A 20,680-nucleotide genomic window follows, 5' to 3' on the forward strand; every position below is an offset into this window, starting at 1 on the left:
ATGGACATGCCCATCAATACCTTCAAGCAACGCCTGCGCAGCGGCGAGGCACAGATCGGCCTGTGGCTGGGTTTGGCCGATGCCTACTGTGCGGAACTGGCGGCCAATGCCGGCTTCGATTGGCTGCTGATCGACGGTGAACACGCGCCGAACGACTTGCGCACCTTGCTCGGCCAACTCCAGGCCGTGGCGCCCTACCCCGGCCAGCCGGTGATACGCCCGGTGGTCGGTGACACGGCGCTGATCAAGCAGGTGCTCGACATCGGCGTGCAAACCCTGCTGGTGCCCATGGTGGAAAGCGCCGACCAGGCGCGTGAACTGGTGCGCGCCATCCACTACCCGCCCCAGGGTGTACGTGGCGTCGGCAGCGCGCTGGCCCGGGCGTCACGCTGGAACAGCATCCCCGGCTACCTCGACAAGGCCGATGAACAGATGTGCCTGCTGGTGCAGATCGAGAGCCGCGAAGGCCTGGCCAACCTGGATGCCATTGCCGCGGTGGAAGGTGTGGATGGGGTCTTTATCGGCCCGGCGGACCTGAGCGCGTCCATGGGATTTCGCGGCAACCCCGGCCACCCGCAGGTGCAAGCGGCCATCGAGGACGCCATCGCCCGCATCCGCCAGGCCGGCAAGGCCGCCGGGATTCTCAGCGCCGATGAAAAACTGGCCCGGCGCTACATCGAACTCGGCGCGGCGTTTGTCGCGGTGGGCGTGGATACGACGGTGTTGATACGGGGCTTGCAGACATTGGCGGCGACGTTCAAGGACACGCCAAAGCCTGCGGCTGGCGGCGTGTACTGATCGTTATCAAATACCTTGTGGCAAGGGGATCTGTGGGAGCAAAGCTTGCTCGCGAAACAGGCACCTCGGTCTCTGAAAGACCGCAGCGTCTTCATCGCGGGCAAGCCTTGCTCCCACAGAAAACAACCAGCCCGGGATCTCAGCGCCTGATCATCTTCAGCTCATTGAGCAACCCCAGCAACGTCTGCAGTTTTTCCTCCCCTAGCTGGTCCTGCAAACGCTGGTAATTCTCTTCCATGCTCTGGCTCATCGAATCGAAGCTCGCCTGCCCTTGCGGCGCCAGGCGCACCAGCACCCGCCGCTGATCCTGTTCGGCCTTGCGCCGCACCACCATGCCCGCCGCTTCCATGCGCACCAACACGCCGGTCATGCTGGGCTTGAGGATGCAGGCCAGTTCGGCCAGGCGATTGATCTCCAGCTCGTCGTGCTGGCTGAGAATCCGGATGACCCGCCATTGCTGCTCGGTCAAGCCGTGCTGATTGAGGGAAGGCCGGAAAAACCCCATGGCCGCTTCACGGGCCTGTAGCAGGGTCAGGGTCAAGGATTGGCGCGGCTTGGGCATGGAGTGGGTTCGCGAGAATATTTAGTTAATGAGTTAACTAAATCTTAACAGCTTCCACCCATGCCGGACCATCCGTTCACAGAATCTGGATCCAGCGATGGCCCTTGCTCCCGCTGGACTGCGCACATAACCCTGTGGGAGCGAGCTTGCTCGCGATAGGGGCCTGTCAGTCAACATCAGTATCGACGGGGCCACCGCCATCGCGAGCAAGCTCGCTCCCACAGAAATGCATCGGCTTGACCAGGGGTGGATGCCAGTCATGTCGCTCAAGCGCCCTTGATCACCCCCTTGAGCACTTGTTTGAAATGCTCGACCTGTTCCTCGCTGAACTGGCCGAACACCTTGTCCTGCTGTTCCTTGGCGATGGCCCAGAGCCCTTCGGTCTCATCGATGCCCTTGACGGTCAGGCGTACCCGCTCGCCTTCATCGCTCACCAGCCCCTTGCGCTTGAGGTTGGCTACGGCTTCTTCGATCTCGCGCACCGGCATCGCCACCTCCCGCTGCAGGTCGCACAGGTTCAGCCCGGCGTCGTTCTCCAGCACCATCAACATCCGTGCTTCGCTGGTGCGCAGCCCAGTGGACAACTGACGTGGCTGGTAACTGGCCTGATAGGCCCGCAGCGCCTGGGTCATCAGGTAATACAAGTTATGGCTCAAGCGGCCCTGGAAATGACTGCTGGGGGACTGGCCCTCTTCTCGCTTGGTCATGCGAGTGTGGGGCAGCACCATCGAGTAGGCGCCCTGGTGATAGAGCAAGGGCGAGCGTCCGAAATCGTCAAAGGCCACGACCTTGCCGATCATGATCCAGTGATCGCCTCCGTCGACCTGCTGGAATTTTTCACAGTGAAAACGCGCCGAGCAATCGACAAACACCGGAGCGCCACCTTCACCGGTCTCGAACTGGATGTCAGCGAAGCGGTCCTCCTTGGGTCGAGCGAAGTTGTTCGACAGGTCGATCTGGTCGGCGGCCAGCACGCTCACCGCGAAATGGCTGGCGGCTTCGAACACTTCGTGGCTGCTGGAGCGCTTGTCGATGCTCCACAAAATCAGCGGCGGGTCCAGGGACACCGAGTTGAAACTGTTGGCCGTCACACCGACCTTGCGGCCATCTTCAGTGGCGGCGGTGACCACGGTCACGCCGGTGGCGAAGTTACCCAGGGCCCGGCGGAACGCGCGGGTGTCGAAAGCGGTATCACAAAGACTGGACATGCAAGACTCCCGGCCGCCTCAAGGGACGGCCTCGATTATTGTTCTAGGGTTCAGCGAACAGGCGGTCAAACCATGGACGGATCGGGTTCGAGCCCCATCAGCTCACGACCGAGGATCTGCGCGCAGACGTCGTAGTCGGTGTAGGCATGGGCGCCGGTCAGGTGGGCATCGCGGAACAGCCGTTGCAACTCGTTGTTCTCGAACCAGGAGCCGCCGCCGGCCGCCTCCATCAAGCGGTCGACGGCCTGGATGCACATCTTGGTGGCATACCCCTGGTTGGTCCGCCAGAACGCCAGGGTTTCCCGGCAGGGGTACTCGTGGCGCTCGCCATGTTCGGCGTGCTCCTGCCAGGTTTTCTCGAGGAAGGCACGGGCCGCCGCCACCTGGTGGGTGGACTCGGCCAGGCGCATCAACGCCGGGGTGGCGGCACCGACGGCCGCGCCGGTGTAGGCCCGCACACGGTTCCTGGTTTTCTCGCGAAAGACCTCCAGCATGCGTTCGGCCACGCCCAGGCTGACCGTGGAGAAACCACTGGCGAAGTACGGCCGGTACGGCGAGTAGAAAATCTTGCTGTCGGGATACAAGCCGAATCCACCGGACTTGCCTTCCATCATGTCCTTGGCCTTCTGGATCCGGTGTTCCGGCACGAAAGCGTTGTCGATGATCAGCGTCTTGCTGCCACTGCCGCGCATGCCCACCGCGAACCAGTCATCGCGAATTTCATAGTCGCTGCGCGGCAGCACCGCGAAGCAATAGTCCTGGGTGCCTTCGGCGTTTTTCCGGCGAAACCCCACGATCGCCCATTCGGCGTGATCGCAGCCGCTGCTCCAACCCATTTCACCGCTGAACATCACACCGCCGTCGACTTCCTCGGTGCGGCCAAACGGTGCGATGCTGCTGCTGGCGGTGGCATCCGGGTCATCGCCCCAGACCTCTTGCTGGGCCTTGGCCGGGAACATCGCCAACTGATGGCTGTGGGTGCACAACAGGCTCATGGCCCAGGCCGTGCTGGCGCAGGCACCGGCCAGCAGCGCGATGCAATCGGCGAACTGCGGCAGGGAAATCTCCAGGCCACCGTAAGGTTTCGGCTGGAAGGCCCGGTGCATGCCGATGCTTTTGAGCAAGGCGATATTCTCGGCAGGCACGCTACGGTCTTTCTCCGCCTGGAAGGCGTTGGCGGCGATGGCCGGCAGGAGGGGCTTGAGGTCTTCGAGCAGCGGGTTTGGCTTTTTCATGGACGGGCTCTTTTATTATTGGCATCTGCCGATCCCGCCTTTGCCCGGCAACCTCAGGTTGCACAAACAGCGGGATCCGTGATTAAGGCCGGTCCAGTATGGGCAATCGCGGGCAGGTGAAAAATGCACCTTCCAGATCCAAGATTGTACTTTTCATGGGGCAGGTTTCGACGCCATGGCGCGCTCGGTCAAATCCCCCGGCACGGATGATCAAGACAAGCGCCCCGCCAAGGCTCTTAATAGGGCCATCCCCTGCAATGCCTTGCGTAGGCGTGGCATCGGAGTTTCCTTTCACTTTGTCAGGTTGCGTCATGATCAATATCGAAACGCCCACCTATTACACGGCCACCAAGAAATACAACCTCAGCTTCCCCACGCTGGAACAGGACGTGGAAGCCGACGTCGTGGTCATTGGCGGTGGTTTTTCCGGCATCAATACCGCGCTGGAGCTCGCTGAAAAAGGCATCACCAACATCGTGGTGCTGGAGGCGCGTTACCTTGGGTTCGGCGGCACCGGGCGCAATGGCGGGCAGATCATGGCCGGCATCGGCCATGACCTGGAAAAGATCAAGAAGGACGTCGGTGAAGACGGCCTGCGCCAGGTCTTCGAGATCAGCGACCTGGGCGCCGACATCATCAAGGACCGTATCGCCAAGTACGCTATCGATGCCGACTTCTGCCACGGCTACGGCTACATGGGTTTCAACGCCCGCCAGGAAAAAACCCTGCGGGCCTGGGAAAAAGACTTCAAGTCGATCAACAGCAAACATGAGATCCGCTTCCTCGGCGGCTCCGACGTGCAGCAGATCATTGGCTCCAAGGCCTACAGCAGTGCATTGCTGCACATGGGCGGCGGGCATGTGCACTCGCTGAACCTGCTGCTGGGTGAAGCCAAGGCGGTAGTCAGCCACGGCGTACGGATCTTCGAAAACAGCCCGGCGCTGGAAGTCAGCTATGGCGAACGCATCACTGTGCGCACCGGACGCGGCTCGGTCAGGGCCAGCAAGCTGCTCTGGGCCTGCGACAGTTTCCTCAACAAACTGGAACCGGAACTGCACCGCTCGACCATCAACACCTACGCCTTCCAGATGATGACCGAGCCACTGTCGGACGAACTGATCCAGCGCATCAGCCCGATTCGCGGTGCCTACAGCGACATTCGCCCGGTGATCGACTACTACCGCGTCACCAACGAAAACCGCCTGCTGTTCGGTGCCGCCACGCCATTGGTGGAGCACATTCCCCAGGATCTCAAGGCCTGGAACCGGCGCCTGATGCTGAAGATCTTCCCGTACCTCAAGGACGTGAAGATCGACCTGGCCTGGGGCGGCCCGATGGCCTGCAGCCCGAACCTGTTCCCGCAGATCGGCACCCTGCCCGGGCGCAGCAACGCGTTTTTCGTCCAGGGTTACTCAGGCTTTGGCGTCACCCCGAGCCACATCATCTGCAAGGTGCTGGCCGAAGGCATGAGCGAAGGCTCGGCGCGCTACGACCTGGTCAGTTCGATCCACCGCCCGACCATCATCGGCAAAGACGCCATTCGCCCATTGCTGCTGACCGCCGGCAAGTCCTGGCATCAGCTGTCGGGCTACTGGAACGGCCGTCGCTGACGGCCAACCTCCTTCTTCCTTTCAATCATCAGGAGTCACCTGCCATGCCCCTCATCACCCTCGAAAAAGACATCCAGCTGTCCGACCTGGACGCCTGGGGCACCGTCGCCGACCTGGGTTCGCAGATTCTCGAAGGCGAAGTCAAGGCCTTCGGCAAGATGACCTTCGGCGCCCCCACCGACCCGGTCAGCAGCGCCTACTTCGGCACCACTCAAGGCAAGTTCCGGATGGTCTACCCCTTCGCCGAACAAGCCACCGTGGTCACCGGTGAAGTGGTCCTCACCGACGAAGCCACCGGCCAGAGCACCCGCTACAAGGCCGGCGACAGCTGGTTCGTGACCAAGGGCACACCGGTGTTGTGGGAAGTGGTCAGCGAAAGTTTCGTCAAGCACTACTTCGCGGTAGTCTGACCGGACAGGGCTGCCGGCCCACCCGGCAGCCCGCTTGCGAAGGTTGCGACCATGAACGTCATCGCCCAGGACATCGCCGGCCATTGCCTGCACGCCTTCACCCAACTGGTTCCCGTCAGCCGGGCGGCGTTCTACTGCGTGGATCGGCAGTTGCAAGCCCACGACTTCAGCCTCCATGGGATGAGCGGCGAGATGCACCGCGACTACCTGGACAATTACCGCCAGTTCGACCCCCTGCAGCCGCGCCACTGCGCGTCCAGCGAACTGGCCGTGGTGCCGCTTGGTATGGCGATGGCCCGCCAACCGTTGCGTGACAACCATCGTTATCGCGACTTCCTGCAACGCTATGGCGTGGTCGACGTGGTGGAAGTCTTCGCCCATCGCGATGGTCAGCCCCAAGCCGCGGTTTCGTTGTTGCGCACCGCCGAGCAAGGCGTCTTCACCCATCAGCAGTTGAGCCAGCTCAGTGCGTTGCAGGCCTTGTTGCAATTGGCCGTGGCCCATTTGCCGGCCCATGAGGATGCACTGGGCGATTTGACGCCCAAGGAGCGCCAGATCGCCTGGCTGTTACGTCAAGGCGTCAGCAACAAGCAACTGGCCCGGGAACTGGGGGTGGGCTTGCCGACCATCAAGACTCACCTGATCCACCTGTTCCGCAAAGTCGGTGTGAGCAGTCGCACCGAGCTGGTCAGCGCACTGTTCCTCTGATCAACCATCTGGTTGATAGGCCGCCGCTGCGCGGCGCCGCATGATCCGAGTGGCTAATTCAACCACCGGAGCCTTGCAAATGAGCACATCTACAGACTGGATCACCGTCGGCGCCCTGGCCGATGGCTTTGCCCCCGAAGCCTTCATCCTGCCAAACCTGGCCGACCTGGACGGCAAGACGTTCACCCTGCACTTCGCCAACGGCTGGCAGATCGAGCACCGATTCGAGCAGGACACCCTGACCTGGAACGCCGCCGATGGGCATTCCAGCGGCACCGCCACCTACCGGGCCACATCCGTACGACCGGGCCTGTACCTGGTGGACTTCATCAAGCGCGAAGGCGAGCTGACCTCATCGATAAGCCTCGTGCTCGATACCGCCAGCGCCGCCTTCACCGCCGTGATCGGCCGCATGCCAAGCCAGCCGGAAACCGGCGAAGGCCTCTACAGCCGGGCATTGGCCGGCAAACCATTGACCTCGGTTCAAGCGCAGTTCCTGCACGGCAGCCTCGACCGTCCCTGGCAGCCTGGCCTGTGCCCGCACGCACCGACCACCGAGCTGGTGGGGCTGCGCAACCTGTATCGCTACAGCCCGAGTGAAGTCTACGAACACATTTACCTCAACGACCGGTTCTACTCCTGGCAGTGCCTCAAAGGCGTTGAGCAAGGCCTGTGCGACACCGATCGCTGCGACACCTACAAGATCGCCGATCAGCTTTACCTGTTCGTGTGGCGAGAAAAGATCATCCCGACCCTGGGGTTGGTGCTGATCGACCTGCAGCAGCACCGCAGTGACGGCAAGATCTTCGGCTATGCCGGTGAGTCCTTCGATGAGTTTTCCAATTTCCCGGTCAGTTCCTACTGCCAGGTGCTCAATCAGACGGAGTATCCCGATGCCTGAATCACGCACCGTAGTGATCACCGGTGCCGGTACCGGCATCGGCGCCGCCTGCGCTCGCCTGTATGCCGCCGAAGGCGCCAACCTGGTGCTGATCGGCCGCCGTCGCGAGCCCCTGGAAGCACTCGCCGCGGACATCGGCGGCCTGGTGCTGGTGGGCGACGCGGCCTGTCCAGACACCTGGGACGGCTTCGTCGAGCAGATTCGCGCGCGTCATGGCCGACTCGACGTGCTGCTCGCCTGTGCCGGTGGCTTGGGAATGGGCAGCGCCACTGAGACTCAGCCATCGGCCTGGGAAGCGGCCCTGCGCAGCAACCTCGACAGCGCCTTCTACAGCGCCCGGGCATGCCTGCCACTGCTGCAGGAAAACGCCGGCAATATTGTGCTGATCGCCTCCATCGCTTCATTGGCTGCAGGCCCCCACGTGTGCGGCTACACCACCGCCAAACACGCCCTGCTGGGCCTCAACCGCTCCCTGGCAAGGGATTACGGGCCTCATGGCGTGCGAGTCAATGCGGTCTGCCCTGGCTGGGTCCGCACGCCTATGGCCGATGAAGAAATGCAGGCATTGATGCAGTTCCATGGCGAAACGTTGCAGCAGGCCTATGACCGGGTCTGCGCCGACGTGCCGTTGCGCAGGGCTGCCAGTGCGGAGGAAATCGCCAACGTCTGCCGCTTCCTGGCCTCGCCCGATGCATCGATCATCACCGGGGCGACGCTGGTGGCCGATGGCGGCTCCAGCATCGTCGACGTGCCGACACTGGCCTTCAGCCGGATGGAGGCCAGCGATGTCTGAGGATCTGGATTTCAGCGGCCAGACCGTACTGGTCACGGGCGGCGCCCAGGGCATCGGCCGGGCCATCGTCGAAGCGTTTGCCCTGCGCGGGGCACGCGTGGTCATCGCCGACCTGGGCCTGGCCCGCGCCGAGGCGGTAGCCGACGAACTGACGGCCGTGGGTTGTCAGGTGCAGGCGGTGGGCGTTGACCTGGCCGACGCGACGGCGATCTTCGAAATGATGAGCGCGCTGGAACAGCGCTTGGGGAGGCTGGATACCCTGGTGCACAACGCCGGGTATTTTCCGTTGACGCCGTTCGCCGAGATCACCCCGGCGATGCTCGAGCGAACGCTGGCGGTGAACCTGTCGGCGCTGTTCTGGCTGACCCAGGCGGCGCTGCCGATGTTCCGGCGCCAGGGCCGAGGCTGCGTGCTGGTGACCTCCTCGGTCACCGGCCCGCGGGTGGCGTATCCGGGGCTCAGCCACTACGCGGCCTCCAAGGCCGGGGTCAATGGTTTCATTCGCAACGCCGCGCTGGAACTGGCGGCCGAGAATGTCCGCGTCAACGGGGTCGAGCCGGGCATGATCGCGACACCGGCCATGGCCAACCTGGGCGACGATGAAGTCAACCAGGACATTGCCCGCCGGGTGCCGCTGGGTCGATTGGGTCAACCGAGCGACATCGCCGGCGCCATGCTGTTCCTGGCGTCGAGCCTGGCCAGTTATGTGACCGGGCAGACGTTGGTGGTCGATGGGGGTTCGACGTTGCCGGAGGTTTGAGCCTGAGTGGGAGAGTCAGCTTGCGGTGAGGGTGGATGGACCACCGTCATCGCGAGCAAGCTCGCTCCCACACTTTCCAGTGTCACCCGCAAAACTCATGTTCAGCACAAATCCCTTTGTGGGAGCGAGCTTGCTCGCGATAGCGACCGTCCAGTCAACGACGACCTCATTCAAGCCACCCCCTGCCCCACCTGCAAACGGCTGGAACGAAACTCCTTGGGCGACAGTTCGAACTGCTTCTTGAACGAACGGCTGAAATGCGCCGAATCGGTAAAGCCCCACTTGTAGGCGATCGAAGTAATGGACTCGTCCCGCAGGAACGGGTTGGTCAGGTCATCGGCGCTGCGCTTGAGGCGGGCCCGCTGGATGTAGCGGCAAACGCTGTCATCCTGCTCTTCGAACAAGCGATACAGATGCCGCACCGAGATATTCAGTCGATTGGCCAGGCCCACCGGGCTGAGGCCGGGCTGGGTGAGTGATTCGTCGATGACCTTCTGCACGTAGCTGCGCAAGTGACTGCCCTGCAAGGCCACCCCTTCGTCACGGCCATCGCTCCCCTGTTCCAGGGCCGAGCCCAACAGTGAAACGAAGGCATTCTGCAAGGCTTCACCCTCGCCCGCCGCGCCCTCGCCGTCCGGTGTGTCCTTGCACAGTTGGTCCATCAACACATGCAGCATCCGTCCGCACGCCTTGCTGGACGAAACCTTGCCGAAGGTCTTGGTTTCCCCGCCCAATTGTCGCGACACGTCCTGGCGAGACAAGGACAGCACCGCGTGCTCGATCAGGCCGAACGGGGTGATCTCAAGCGCCCCAACGGAATCCATCAACAACAATTCACCGGGCGCCAACTGGATGCTCCGACCGTTCTGGGTAATGCGGCAGTAGCCACTGCGCTGGCTGACCAAAAGGCAATCCTGGTCATCATCGTGATCGGCGCTGGGTGAGTGACGCTTGATGCTGCCGGCATTCGTGCGCAGGTTCGCCAGGGCAAGGCCACCCCGATGGAAGTTCGACACCTCACCAATGAACAAGGCGCGATTGAAGGCCAGCTCGGTATCGAAGTGGCCGCAAGTCGCCCGCAGATCCCGGTTCCAGATGTCCAGACCGTCCTGCCCAACCTGTTGCATGCTCATGGCATTCTCCGCAGTGGCTTTTTGTTTTTGTGCGGCAATAGTTAACATGTTATCTATATGCACGCAACAAGTACCTGATCGCCAGAGCAGTAGCAGGAATGATGCCAGGACAGCACAACAGCATCAGAGCGTTGCCAGCACCCGCTGCAGGCCGCTCAAGGCTGCCAGCAAGGCGCCGCGCTGCTCGCGGCTCAACGGGATGTAACGTCGAAAGGCCGGCATGCGATTGACCACTTCGCTACCGCCCATGTGTTCCAGGCGCACGCACCACTGGCGCCCCTGCAGATCGATGCGCAGCCGCTTGAAATCCAGCGGCATGAGAGCCTGATACAACGCAGGATCCGTCTCCACGGCCGCCTGCAACCGAGTCGCCAGGTCACTGCGCCCGTCCCGCTGCCGGCAACGAATGCCACTGCGCCGCAAAGCCCCGCCGTGGTGCAGTTCCAGGCATGCCGTGCCCTCTCGGGAAGCAGGCACGCGCAGGACGAACTCGGTCATCACCAAGTGCATCAACAACTGCGACTCGGTGCGTTCGACGATCTCCAAGTGCAAGCTGCCGTCGTCAGTGACCGCAGTGGCCATGGCCGGGCCCGCGACCTCGAATCGTGCCAATGCGAGGTTGCGCCGCAGGTGCTCCAGGGTCACCCCGGGCCGATAACCGGCCGGGGCGCGCTGGGAGCTGAACAACTCAGACAGCTTTTGCAGCAGGGTCGATAAACTCGCCCGCAGATTGCCCTGGCTCATGGGAAAACTCCTTGGCCAGCACGTCTTCCACCGACGCTGGCTTGAATGGATTGACCTTCTGCACCACCAGGGTCCAGAACAAGGCGTATGCCGCGGTGCCGCCTAGCATCACCGCGAAGGGCACGTAGATGTCCGCCGGATTCATGCCGGGTGGGGTGATGAACCACATGCCCAACACAATGCCGACACTGGACAGGATCTGTGGCAACGGGAACCACGGCGAGCGATAGGCCCGCGGCAGATCAGGGCGACGAATCCGCAGGCTGACCACCGACACGGTCACCAACAGGTAGGCAAAACTCCAGGCGCACACCGCAGCCAACACCAGGTGCATGATGTTGTCGGGATTGCCGCCCAGCCACAGCGCATGCAGGCAAGGAATCAGCATCGCCACCAGGATGCACACCAGCGGCGTCTTGAAGCGTGGATGCAGATAAGTGAAGACCTTCGGCAACGCGCCGTCCACCGCCATGCCATAGAGAATCCGCGGCACGCCGGCCATCAGGGTGTTAATGGTCGCCGCACCGGCAAACAGAAAACCGATGCCCAGCCACATCGGGCCGATATCGCCCATGACCTGTTCGGCGAACCGTGGAATCGCCATGGGGGTGTCCAGCAGATGCACGCCGCTGGTGGCATCGAGCAACACGTTTTCCACCTGGCGCTTCATCGCCGCGCCGTAGATGAACATGCAGGTGGCAACGCTGAACAAGCCCAGCATCATCGCCCGGGGCATGGTCCGGGCGGAGTGGCGCAGGTCCGGCGCCAGCGGCGTGACGAATTCGCAGCCGACAAACATGAACATGGCCATGCCCACCAGTGACAGCACCGTGACCAGATCGGTGCCCACCACGGACGCGCCGAACCAGCCCTCCAGCTCCACCGCCGGCGCGGCGATCAGGCCCAACACGCCGAACACCATCAAGGTGGTCCACATGCCGAACGTCAGGATGATTTCGGCCCGGCCAAAGGCACTGACACCGAACGCATTGAGCACCCCGAACACCACCACGAACCCCACGCCCAGCAACCAGGAACCGCCGGCCGATTCGGCCAGGGTGTTAAGGTGTTCGAAGTTCACCAGGGCCATGACGCCGGCCAGGATGGTTTCGGCGGTACCGGCAAACACATGGACAATCAGATAGGCCGACAAGGTGCCGGTGATCGCGAAGAAACGCCCCATGCCACAGTTGATGTAGTCATAGACCGAGCCAGTGGTCGGAAGAATCGACGCTGCCTCAGCGAACGTCGTCGCCTGGGCCAGCATCATCACCACGGCGATCAGCATCGCCACGGCAAAGGCGCTGCCGCCGATGCCAAAGCCCATGGTCGCGGTGAGAATCACGGGGCTTGCCATGATCAGGCCAATGGTGCTGGCCAACGCGGTGGGAAACCCCACCGAACCCCGGTTCAAGTGCTCGGTGAGCCTGTCATTGATCGACATCGTGCAGATCCTCGAAAGCGGATTTTTAGTATGGATGCCACAGCCGTCCAGGAGCCGGCGATCATGCCTTCCCCAACCGGTCCCTGATCGAAACGGCGTTGCGTGCAGCCTTACTCTGCGCCGCCCCGCCCCGGGCGTCTTGCCCGTGTCTGCCGCCGGTTTTGTTGCTGCCTGCCAACGCTGCCACGCTGGCGGCCTGGATCAACTCCATGGCAGGCAGGTGAAAGACTTCCCCGGGTGCCGCTCCCTTTAATGCGCGCTCTGCTGTCCTATCACACTGGGGAATCCACCATGGAGCACACACGCCGTACACCTTTGCTGCGCAATGCCATCGGCTTGGGCATCGCCCTGCTGGTCGCCGATTCATCGGCTCACGCTTATGAGCTCTACGCCGACGAAGACACCACCGTCACCGGCAACTTCCTGGCAGTCTACGGACTGTTCAACAGCCGCAAGAACTACGACGGCACCGCCGGTGGTTCGAGCTGGCGCGAAGGCTTCATCAAGTATGGCCTGAGTATCGACCAGACACTCGGCAGCCTGGGCAGTGTCTACGGCACGGCCAACCTGGTCAGTTCCGGGACCTGGGGCGACGGCGATGCGGCCGGCCTGAGCGATGGCTCCGAACGCACCACGAAGTTCGACGAAGCCTTTGCCGGCTGGCGCTCGGGGATCTGTTCCCGGCACTGGGCAAGGACGGGGTCGACCTGTCCTACGGCCGCCAAGTGATTACCCTCGGCGATGGTTTCATCATCAACGACGATGGCTTGAACCTGGGCAAAGGCGTGGCCGATGGCGAGCTCAATCGCGGCGGCGCCTATTACCTGGCGGCCCGGCATGCCTTCGACGAGACCGCTGTGCTGCGCCTGGGCGGCAAGGAAGGCGTGCATGGCAGCCTGATGTGGCTCAAGTCCGACAACCGCGCCCAGGCCAACACCGAAATGGCTGCCGGCACCCTGGAATACACCGCGGCGCCTGGTACCCTGGGGCTGACCTATATCCATGGCATCGATGTCGATGACCGCTACGCCAGCGATTTCCAGAAGCAACGCGAAGGCATGGATATCTACAGCCTGCGCGGCGCCGGCAATGCTGGCATCGAAAATGCTCACTTCGCCTTCGAGTACGCCTGGCAGGACAAGGACGCGAGCCCGGAGAAAGCCTGGTACGCCGAAGCCGGCTACACCTTCGCCGACCTGCCCTGGACGCCTGACCTGACTTATCGCTACAGCCGCTATTCCAAAGACTGGGACTCGATGTTCAACGGCCAGAGCCGCGGCTATGGCACCTGGTTCCAGGGTGAAGTGGCGGGTAACTATGCCGGCCCGTTCAACAGCAACACCGCCATCCAGCACGTCGGCCTCAAGCTCAAACCCGCAGAAACCGTGACCCTTGGTGCGCTGTTCTTCGACTACCAGACCCTGCACGGCCGCCAAGCGTTGAACCTCGACGCGCGGGAACTGGACCTGTACGTGGAATGGGCGGTGAACGAACACCTGATCGTCACGCCGCTGGTAGGTTTGTACAAGCCGCAGAAGGATGCGGACAACGGTGGCAATCAGGTCGGCGGCAACGGCACCAACGTCTACAGCCAGTTGGTGGTGGCGGTTCCGTTCTGACAGCCAACTGCCGCAGGCTGTGATCCTTTGATCTTTCCCTTGGGACTCAAGTGTTGGGGGAAAGATCGCAGCCTCGCTCCGCTCGTCAGCTCCTACGGGGTAGCGATCACCTTGTTTACCTGTGCTGGTGCAACATGGTCTGGATCTGATGGGTCGCCTGCCGGGTGCTTTGCGCCAGCTTGCGCACCTCATCGGCCACCACCGAGAAACCGCGTCCGACCTCACCGGCCCGGGCCGCCTCAATCGCGGCGTTCAAGGCGAGCAGATTGGTCTGGTCGGCGATGCCCTTGATCACCCCTACCACCGTGGCAATCTGGGCGTAGGTCACCTGGTTCTGCTCCAGCATGCGCTGATGGGTGGACTGGGCCGAGCGCTCATCGCTGATATCACGCACCGCACCGATGACCCGGACCAGTTGCCCGTGCGAATCGCGTACCGCCCGCCCGCGCTCGCGGCACCAGATGTAATCCCGGCGCTTGTGGCGCATGCGGTATTCGAAGACATATTCACCGCTGCCCTGGGGACCGAGGATCTCCCGCTCGAATATGGCCATGATCTTTGGCAAGTCATCCGGGTGAGTGATGCCAACCTGGGCATCCCAGCCATCGGGCAAGTCGTCGGGCCCGTAACCCAGCAGCGACCGGAACTGACTGGAAAAGCGCATGGCACTGGCCGGGTGCTGGAGATCACCGTCGACCACGGTAATGTCCCAGCAACCTTCCGTCAGGGTCGACTGCAGCAGCTCCCAGATCTGCGCATCCTGGCGATGTTGCTGCAGTTGCTGGTCGTGTTCGCCCAGACGACGCTCAAGCACCTGCTCGCGCTCGTGGGCTTGCTCCAGTTGCTGGCGAGCCTGGTGCAACGCCTGCTCGCTGTGCTGCCAGCGCAGGGTTTGCGCCTCTACCTGTGCCTCGGCCTGGTGCAACTGCGCAGTGGTGTTCGCCATCTGCCGCGCATGCTGCTCAAGGACGGTCCGCAGGGGCGCATAGGCGTCGAGCGTCGGCGTGCCCTCCGTTTCACCGGCCAGCACACGCTGCACCTGTACGATCAACGCCAGTTTCTGTTTGTTGGTCTGGAGAAACATCGCCCGCCCCTTTGCCTATCAAGTCGAAACCGGATCTGATCGCAAACCGGCCAGGCTGGCTTGTCCCTGCCTGCACGGACCTTGCTCCTGGCTGCCAGCCCCTCGGGCTGGCAGCCACAGACATAGCGCGCGGCAGGCACAGTCAAGCCGGGCGGTCGTGCCGGGATTACTCTCGGGCTTTCCCTTGTTCGCGATCAGGAAACCCTCATGAGCGATATTGCCCTGCTGCCTCAGGTCGAAGCCTTTCTCGGTCGACGCCACGCCCTGTTCATCGACGGAGGTTATGTCGAAAGCCAGAGCCGCCAGACGCTGGACGTGGTCAACCCCGCCACCGGCCAGGTCATCGCCCAGGTCAGCGACGCCAGCCCCAGCGATATCGATGCGGCGGTGGAGTCGTCCCGTCGCGGCTTCAAGCAGTGGTCCCAAACCGCGCCGGCGGTGCGCGGCCATGTGCTGCTCAAGCTGGCGGACCTGTTGGAGCGCAACCGCGAAGAGCTGGCGCAGATCGAAACCTGCCAGTCAGGGAAGATCATCCACATCTCGCGGGCCTTCGAAGTCGACCAGGCCGCGCACTTCCTGCGTTACTACGCCGGCTGGGCGACCAAGATCAATGGCGAGACGATCACGCCCTCGTTGCCCTCCTTCGCTGGCGAACGCTACACCGCGTTCACCTTGCGCGAACCGGTTGGGGTGGTGGTCGGTATCGTGCCGTGGAATTTTTCCACCATGATCGCCATCTGGAAACTGGCCTCAGCCCTGGTGACCGGTTGCAGCGTCATCATCAAGCCCAGCGAGTTCACCCCCCTGACCATTCTGCGCATCGCCGAACTGGCCATGGAGGCCGGCCTGCCGGCCGGTGCCCTGAATGTGTTGACGGGTGGCGGCCAGGTGGGCAAGGGGCTGATCGAACACCCGGGCACCAACAAGGTTTCATTCACCGGTTCCGTGCCCACCGGCCTGGCGGTGGGCCAGGCGGCCATGGGTGCCGGGTTGACCCGGGCGACCCTGGAGCTGGGCGGAAAGAATGCGGCGGGGTTCCTGCGTGACATCGACCCTGAGGTGGCGGTCAACGGCATCATCGAGGCGGGTTTTCTGCATTCGGGACAAATCTGCGCGGCGGCGGAACGGTTCTTCGTCCACCGCTCGCAGATCGAGTCGATCATGGACAAACTGGCCCAGCGCCTGAACAAACTCACCATCGGCTCGCCCCTGGACGAACGCACCGAATTCGGCCCGGTAACCAACCGCCAGCACCAGCACAAACTCGCGGAGTTCTTCGCCAAGGCCCGTGCGCAGAACAACACCATCATCCACGGCGGCAAGCTGATCGATGGACCGGGTTGCTACGTCGAGCCGACCATCATCCTCGCCAATCGCCGCGACGACGCCTTGCTCAACGAAGAAACCTTCGGCCCGATCGCCACGTTCTTTCCTTACGACACTGAGGAGGAACTGCTGGAACTGATGAACGACACGCCCTATGGCCTGAGCGCCAGTCTCTGGACCAACGACCTGGGCAAGGCCCTGCGTATGGTCCCCGCCATCGAAGCCGGCACGGTATGGGTGAACATGCACACCCTGCTCGACCCGGCCGTGCCTTTTGGTGGCAGCAAGTCTTCCGGGGTGGGCCGTGAATTCGGCAGTGCATTCATCGACGACTACACCGAACTGAAATCGGTGATGATCCGCTACTGAGCAACAAAAGGGCTCTGGAGCGACACCCCAGAGCCCTACCCAGCCAAAATCCCCTTTGTGGGAGCGAGCTTGCTCGCGATAGCGGACCGTCAGTTAATGATGATGTCGACTGACACTACGCCATCGCGAGCAAGCTCGCTCCCACCGTTTTTTCCGAGTCGTCCAAGCCATCCGCGACCACTACAAAATCCCCTGTGGGAGCGAGCTTGCTCGCGATAGCGGAGCGTCAGCAATGATGATGCCGACTGACCCAACGCCTTCGCGAGCAAGCTCGCTCCTACAGTTTTCACCGCCGGCAGGCGTTGACCGCTGGAACTCGGCCACGCCAGGGCTGGGCGCGTTCCAGTTGGGCGGCCAGGGCCAGCAAGGTGTTTTCCTCGCCAAAACGCCCGGCAAAATGCGCCCCCATCGGCAACCCATTGGCACTCCAGGACAACGGCACTGACATCGCCGGCTGGCCGCTGGCATTGAACAGCGCGGTGAACGGCGAATAGCTGTGGTAGCGATCGATCAGTTGATCCAGGCTCATGCACACATCCTGCAAATCCAGCTCGCCAATCAGCACCGGTTCGCGAGTCAGGACCGGGGTCAGGATCACGTCGTAATCCTGCATGAACACCGCCAACTGCCGGCCGAGGGCATGAATCCATTCCACCGCCGCGGCATATTGGGCGCCGCTGACGTTGCCCTTGTCCCGCAAGATGATCCGGGTACGCACCTCCAGTTCTTCGGCCTGCACGGCAAACCCACGAATCTGGCCCAGCAGGTCGACATAGTGACGAGAGCTGGCGCCAATGATGGTGAACACGTGGTCGAGAAACTCCAGCAACCCCACCGGCAGGTTCACCGGTTCGACACGATGCCCCAGGGCCTCGCACAACCGGGCCGCCTCGCCCACGGCCTGGAGACTTTGCGGCGCGGTGGGCCAAGGGCCGAGCTGTTCGACCAGGGCAATGCGCAACGGCTTGGGATCAGCCTGCACCGCCATCGCATACGGCAGCGCCTGGATCGGTGCGGCATAGGGCGCGCCCAGGTCCATGCCGGCGGTGGCGTCCAGCAGCGCCGCACTGTCACGCACCGACAAGGTAATCGCATGGGGCGTGCCCATCCCCGCCCAGCCCTCGCCCACTATCGGCCCCGACGGCATCAGGCCACGGCTGGGCTTGAACCCGAACACACCACAGCAAGACGCCGGCACCCGCAATGAACCACCGCCGTCGTTGCCATGGGCGAACGGCACCACCCGGGCCGCCACCAACGCCGCCGCGCCGCCACTGGAGCCACCGGCACTGTGCTCGCTGCTCCAAGGGTTGCGGGTGGCACCGAAACGCGCGGACTCGGTGGAGTACGACGTGCCGAACTCCGGCGAAGTGCTGGTGCCCATCACTTGGCATCCGGCACGGCGCAGGCGCGTCACGACTTCCGATTCGAAATCCGCCCGGAAGTCGCCCAGTGCACGCGAGCCGTTGGTCATCGCCGCACCGTGGACCGGCGAAAACAGGTCTTTGATCAAGGTCGGCACACCGGCCAACAGGCCCTGGCCAACCTGTGGCGTGCGCGCTGCTTGTCGGGCCGAATCGTACAGCCGCTCGGCCACCGCATTGAGCTGCGGCTCGACCCGCTCCAGGCGCTCGATGGCGGTTTCCAGCAGTTCGCCGGGCTGGACTTCGCCACGCCTGACCCACTCGGCCAGCGCCGTGGCGTCTTCACTGTCCATCAGATGGTGGATGTCTTGCATACCCATGTTTCAGATTCCTTATGTCACGACGATTGATGTGATCCGACGGTGCTCGCCTGCCCCTGGCCCCGTGCGCGCAGGCCGGCAATGACCCAGAGCAGTGCCAAGGCAAAACTGGCCAGGGCCAGCCACTGGATGGCGTGACGCAGGTCACCGGCGAAGACAACCACCAACGCCACCACCAGCGGACTGACGAATTGGCCGATGTACAGGCACGAGGTAAACCCGCCCAAGCCCCGGCCGCGGGTGCTGGCGGTCAAGGCATTCATCACCGGCGCCATCACGTTGGGCACCAGCAACCCGGCCCCCAGGCCCTGGATGAACACCGCCACCAGCACAGCGTTGTAGCTTTGCCCGCGCATCAGCAACCACAGCCCCAGGCCCATCAGGCCGAGCAACAATGCGTTGCAACCGGCGATGCCGAAGCGACGGCGCAGCAACGGCCACATCAGCGAGCCGCCCAAGGTCGCCAACAGGCTCAGTCCCGCCGCCAGGCCGATCATCGTGCTGGAGGTGATGCCCAAGCTGACCAACAGTGTCGGCGCCTGGATCGGCATGATGAACGTCAGGACCATGCCGCCCAGGATCATCAGGTAGCCGACCAGCAGTGGCAGCACGGCGACCTTGGCCGGAGCCGACTCATCGACGCGCTGCTCGACCCTCCGGCGCTTCGCCACCGGCGGTTCCCAGAGCACTTTCATCATGGCCGGCACCAGCAGCAGTGGCAGCAGATACAACAGGAATGGCGCCCGCCACGAGTGCTCCCCGAGCACACCGCCCACCACGAAAAACAGCGCCCCCACCAGGCCGATGGTCACCACCTGCCGGTTGACGTAGCGCAGTCGCTCCTCGCCCTGCCAATAGTCGGCGATCAACGTCGCGCAGCAGGTCATCACCGCCGCCTCCGTGCACCCGAACAACAGCCGCACACCGACAATCGAAGGCAGGCTATCGAGCAGGGCCGGCAAGGCGCCGAGCAAGGCGTAGAGCACCGTGGCAATCACCAGCAACGCCTTGCGTCCCACCCGGTCGGCCAACCAGCCAGCCAACGGCGCACACACGGCAATCGCCAGGGCCGGACCGGTAATCGCCAACGGCACCAGCAGATCGGCGCGCGGTTCCAAGGGACCGAATTCGGCACCCAACCGGGGCAGGATGGGCGTGACCATCACCGCGCCCATGATCGTCAGGCTGCTGCCCAGCATCAGCACCCCGCCTTCGCGCCAACTGGCTTGGCGCGACGGGGTGGCCGCCGTTGAAACGGAACTTGATTGGTTCATGACGAGCCCCTTCTAGAAACTGTGGGAAATACGCAGCGCCGCGGTATAGCCCTCGGCGCGGTTGCGCGCATCGAGCTCCTTGTAGACATGCAGCCACACCGGTGGAATGCCGGGCTTGAAGTAGCTCACCGCCGGCCCGACGGCCAGCACCCGGGCGCGATTGCCGGTTTCCAGCCCCGGCGCGTCGTCATCGGTGAACTGACGGTAGTAGTACCCGCCCACGCCCAAGGTCCATGGCCCGACGTGCTGGCCCACGGCAAATTCGTGACGGTACTCGACGCCGTTCTTGTAGTCGGTGGCGTGGTTGCGGGTGTTGATGTCGGCTTCAAAGCTCGAAGACACCTCGAAGCCGCTGTCGGAGATGTACGTGGCGTTGAGGATCGGCGAGAAGGTCCAGTGGTTGAGACCCGGCGAGATCAAGCGATCCTTGTCGTAGTCGCCGGTGGGGGCCTGGATCTGGAACTGGGCATTGACGAACAGGTTCGGCGAAAGGGTCCACTGCAGGATCACCGGCAGCACCTGCATGTCGGCCATGCGAAACGGATCGGCCTCCAGGTTCAGTGGGCCGACAGGGGTCTGCACCTGCAGCGACGCGTCCATCTGGAAGAACGGTACGACGGCACCGAAGCCATACTTGGCGCCCAGCACGGTGTAATCGGTCATGCGCATGTAGGCGACGCCGATGGACAAGACATCCAGGGAGAAATTGTTGTCCACGGACTTGCCGTGGCGATCCTTCTGCACGTTGGCCGAATAGAACGCAGTACGCAGGCCGACGGTGCCAAAGGGCGTGGCCGGCGGCATCATGCCCGCGCCGAAATCATAGACCCCGACCGCCGTGGTCGGCGCGCCGTTTTCGGTGCCATGGGCAGCGGTGCAGGCACCGATCAGCCCCAGGGTTAACCACGTACAGTGCCAGACGTTTGTTTTTTTGTTTTGGTACATCGAATGCCCCTCC

General features: G+C 63.1%; 17 protein-coding genes and 3 pseudogenes. 9 read left to right on the forward strand and 11 right to left on the reverse strand.

Annotated features, from left to right (window positions below):
- On the forward strand, nt 1-798 hold the full coding sequence (hpaI, locus tag ACZ5M5_RS16635; RefSeq protein ID WP_464737639.1) for a 4-hydroxy-2-oxoheptanedioate aldolase: 798 nt from the start codon (nt 1-3) through the stop codon (nt 796-798).
- Between the two features lie 139 nt (nt 799-937).
- Here the strand turns inward: hpaI and hpaR are convergent, their stop codons facing one another.
- From hpaR to ACZ5M5_RS16650, 3 genes are all read right to left on the reverse strand, one after another.
- A complete protein-coding gene (gene hpaR / locus ACZ5M5_RS16640) occupies nt 938-1,360 on the reverse strand; it encodes a homoprotocatechuate degradation operon regulator HpaR (RefSeq protein WP_060742164.1) in 423 nt (140 codons plus the stop codon).
- 266 nt (nt 1,361-1,626) lie between these two features.
- A complete protein-coding gene (locus tag ACZ5M5_RS16645) occupies nt 1,627-2,568 on the reverse strand; it encodes a p-hydroxyphenylacetate 3-hydroxylase reductase component (protein ID WP_464737640.1) in 942 nt (313 codons plus the stop codon).
- A 65-nt stretch (nt 2,569-2,633) separates the two neighbouring features.
- On the reverse strand, nt 2,634-3,803 hold the full coding sequence (locus ACZ5M5_RS16650; RefSeq protein WP_103308677.1) for a p-hydroxyphenylacetate 3-hydroxylase oxygenase component: 1,170 nt from the start codon (nt 3,801-3,803) through the stop codon (nt 2,634-2,636).
- 311 nt (nt 3,804-4,114) lie between these two features.
- Here ACZ5M5_RS16650 and ACZ5M5_RS16655 point away from each other — a divergent pair, with 311 nt between their 5' ends.
- The 6 genes from ACZ5M5_RS16655 (at nt 4,115) to ACZ5M5_RS16680 (ending at nt 8,985) form a co-directional block, all read left to right on the forward strand.
- Nucleotides 4,115-5,413: an NAD(P)/FAD-dependent oxidoreductase gene (locus ACZ5M5_RS16655; RefSeq protein ID WP_060742161.1), complete on the forward strand. Its 1,299-nt coding sequence runs from the start codon at nt 4,115-4,117 to the stop codon at nt 5,411-5,413.
- A 44-nt stretch (nt 5,414-5,457) separates the two neighbouring features.
- Nucleotides 5,458-5,823 (forward strand): cupin domain-containing protein, encoded by a 366-nt coding sequence (locus ACZ5M5_RS16660; RefSeq protein ID WP_053122428.1) that lies wholly within the window; start codon nt 5,458-5,460, stop codon nt 5,821-5,823.
- A gap of 51 nt (nt 5,824-5,874) precedes the next feature.
- Complete coding sequence (locus tag ACZ5M5_RS16665) at nt 5,875-6,531, forward strand: helix-turn-helix transcriptional regulator (protein ID WP_103308678.1); 657 nt, start codon at nt 5,875-5,877, stop codon at nt 6,529-6,531.
- Between the two features lie 79 nt (nt 6,532-6,610).
- A complete protein-coding gene (locus ACZ5M5_RS16670) occupies nt 6,611-7,432 on the forward strand; it encodes a molybdenum cofactor biosynthesis F family protein (protein WP_464737641.1) in 822 nt (273 codons plus the stop codon).
- The gene (locus tag ACZ5M5_RS16675; protein WP_103308680.1) at nt 7,425-8,225 is read left to right on the forward strand and encodes an SDR family NAD(P)-dependent oxidoreductase; all 801 of its coding nucleotides are present in this window, start codon (nt 7,425-7,427) and stop codon (nt 8,223-8,225) included. Before ACZ5M5_RS16670 ends, ACZ5M5_RS16675 begins: the two co-directional genes overlap by 8 nt.
- The gene (locus ACZ5M5_RS16680; RefSeq protein WP_060742157.1) at nt 8,218-8,985 is read left to right on the forward strand and encodes an SDR family oxidoreductase; all 768 of its coding nucleotides are present in this window, start codon (nt 8,218-8,220) and stop codon (nt 8,983-8,985) included. Before ACZ5M5_RS16675 ends, ACZ5M5_RS16680 begins: the two co-directional genes overlap by 8 nt.
- 170 nt (nt 8,986-9,155) lie before the next feature.
- Here the strand turns inward: ACZ5M5_RS16680 and feaR are convergent, their stop codons facing one another.
- The 3 genes from feaR to ACZ5M5_RS16695 all read right to left on the reverse strand — a co-directional run bounded on the left by feaR (nt 9,156) and on the right by ACZ5M5_RS16695 (nt 12,306).
- Nucleotides 9,156-10,118: a transcriptional regulator FeaR gene (gene feaR / locus ACZ5M5_RS16685; RefSeq protein ID WP_464737642.1), complete on the reverse strand. Its 963-nt coding sequence runs from the start codon at nt 10,116-10,118 to the stop codon at nt 9,156-9,158.
- Between the two features lie 123 nt (nt 10,119-10,241).
- Nucleotides 10,242-10,862: a DUF3156 family protein gene (locus tag ACZ5M5_RS16690; RefSeq protein WP_464737643.1), complete on the reverse strand. Its 621-nt coding sequence runs from the start codon at nt 10,860-10,862 to the stop codon at nt 10,242-10,244.
- Nucleotides 10,807-12,306 (reverse strand): APC family permease, encoded by a 1,500-nt coding sequence (locus ACZ5M5_RS16695; RefSeq protein ID WP_060742154.1) that lies wholly within the window; start codon nt 12,304-12,306, stop codon nt 10,807-10,809. Before ACZ5M5_RS16695 ends, ACZ5M5_RS16690 begins: the two co-directional genes overlap by 56 nt.
- Nucleotides 12,307-12,597: 291 nt before the next feature.
- On the opposite strand from ACZ5M5_RS16695, the pseudogene ACZ5M5_RS16700 reads away from it, so the two are divergent.
- Nucleotides 12,598-13,925 (forward strand): annotated as a pseudogene (locus ACZ5M5_RS16700) (alginate export family protein).
- Nucleotides 13,926-14,049: 124 nt separating this feature from the next.
- Here the strand turns inward: ACZ5M5_RS16700 and ACZ5M5_RS16705 are convergent.
- Together ACZ5M5_RS16705 and ACZ5M5_RS16710 are read right to left on the reverse strand one after the other, a co-directional pair.
- Nucleotides 14,050-14,277, reverse strand: a pseudogene (locus tag ACZ5M5_RS16705) (methyl-accepting chemotaxis protein); the annotation flags it as partial.
- A gap of 69 nt (nt 14,278-14,346) precedes the next feature.
- Nucleotides 14,347-15,009, reverse strand: a pseudogene (locus tag ACZ5M5_RS16710) (PAS domain-containing protein); the annotation flags it as partial.
- Nucleotides 15,010-15,216: 207 nt separating this feature from the next.
- Between ACZ5M5_RS16710 and ACZ5M5_RS16715 the strand changes: the two are divergent.
- Nucleotides 15,217-16,704, forward strand: coding sequence for an aldehyde dehydrogenase family protein (locus ACZ5M5_RS16715; protein ID WP_464737644.1), 1,488 nt, complete (start codon nt 15,217-15,219; stop codon nt 16,702-16,704).
- Between the two features lie 286 nt (nt 16,705-16,990).
- Here ACZ5M5_RS16715 and ACZ5M5_RS16720 read toward each other — a convergent pair whose 3' ends face one another.
- From ACZ5M5_RS16720 to ACZ5M5_RS16730, 3 genes are read right to left on the reverse strand one after another with little or no spacing between them, the layout of a single operon-like run.
- Nucleotides 16,991-18,448: an amidase gene (locus ACZ5M5_RS16720; RefSeq protein ID WP_464737645.1), complete on the reverse strand. Its 1,458-nt coding sequence runs from the start codon at nt 18,446-18,448 to the stop codon at nt 16,991-16,993.
- A gap of 17 nt (nt 18,449-18,465) precedes the next feature.
- Nucleotides 18,466-19,722 carry an MFS transporter gene (locus ACZ5M5_RS16725; protein ID WP_464737646.1) on the reverse strand — a complete coding sequence of 419 codons (1,257 nt, stop codon included), beginning with the start codon at nt 19,720-19,722 and terminating at the stop codon, nt 18,466-18,468.
- 12 nt (nt 19,723-19,734) lie between these two features.
- Nucleotides 19,735-20,667 (reverse strand): SphA family protein, encoded by a 933-nt coding sequence (locus tag ACZ5M5_RS16730; protein ID WP_060742148.1) that lies wholly within the window; start codon nt 20,665-20,667, stop codon nt 19,735-19,737.
- Nucleotides 20,668-20,680: the final 13 nt, after the last annotated feature.

It is taken from the genome of Pseudomonas sp. Van50 (genome assembly GCF_055390755.1).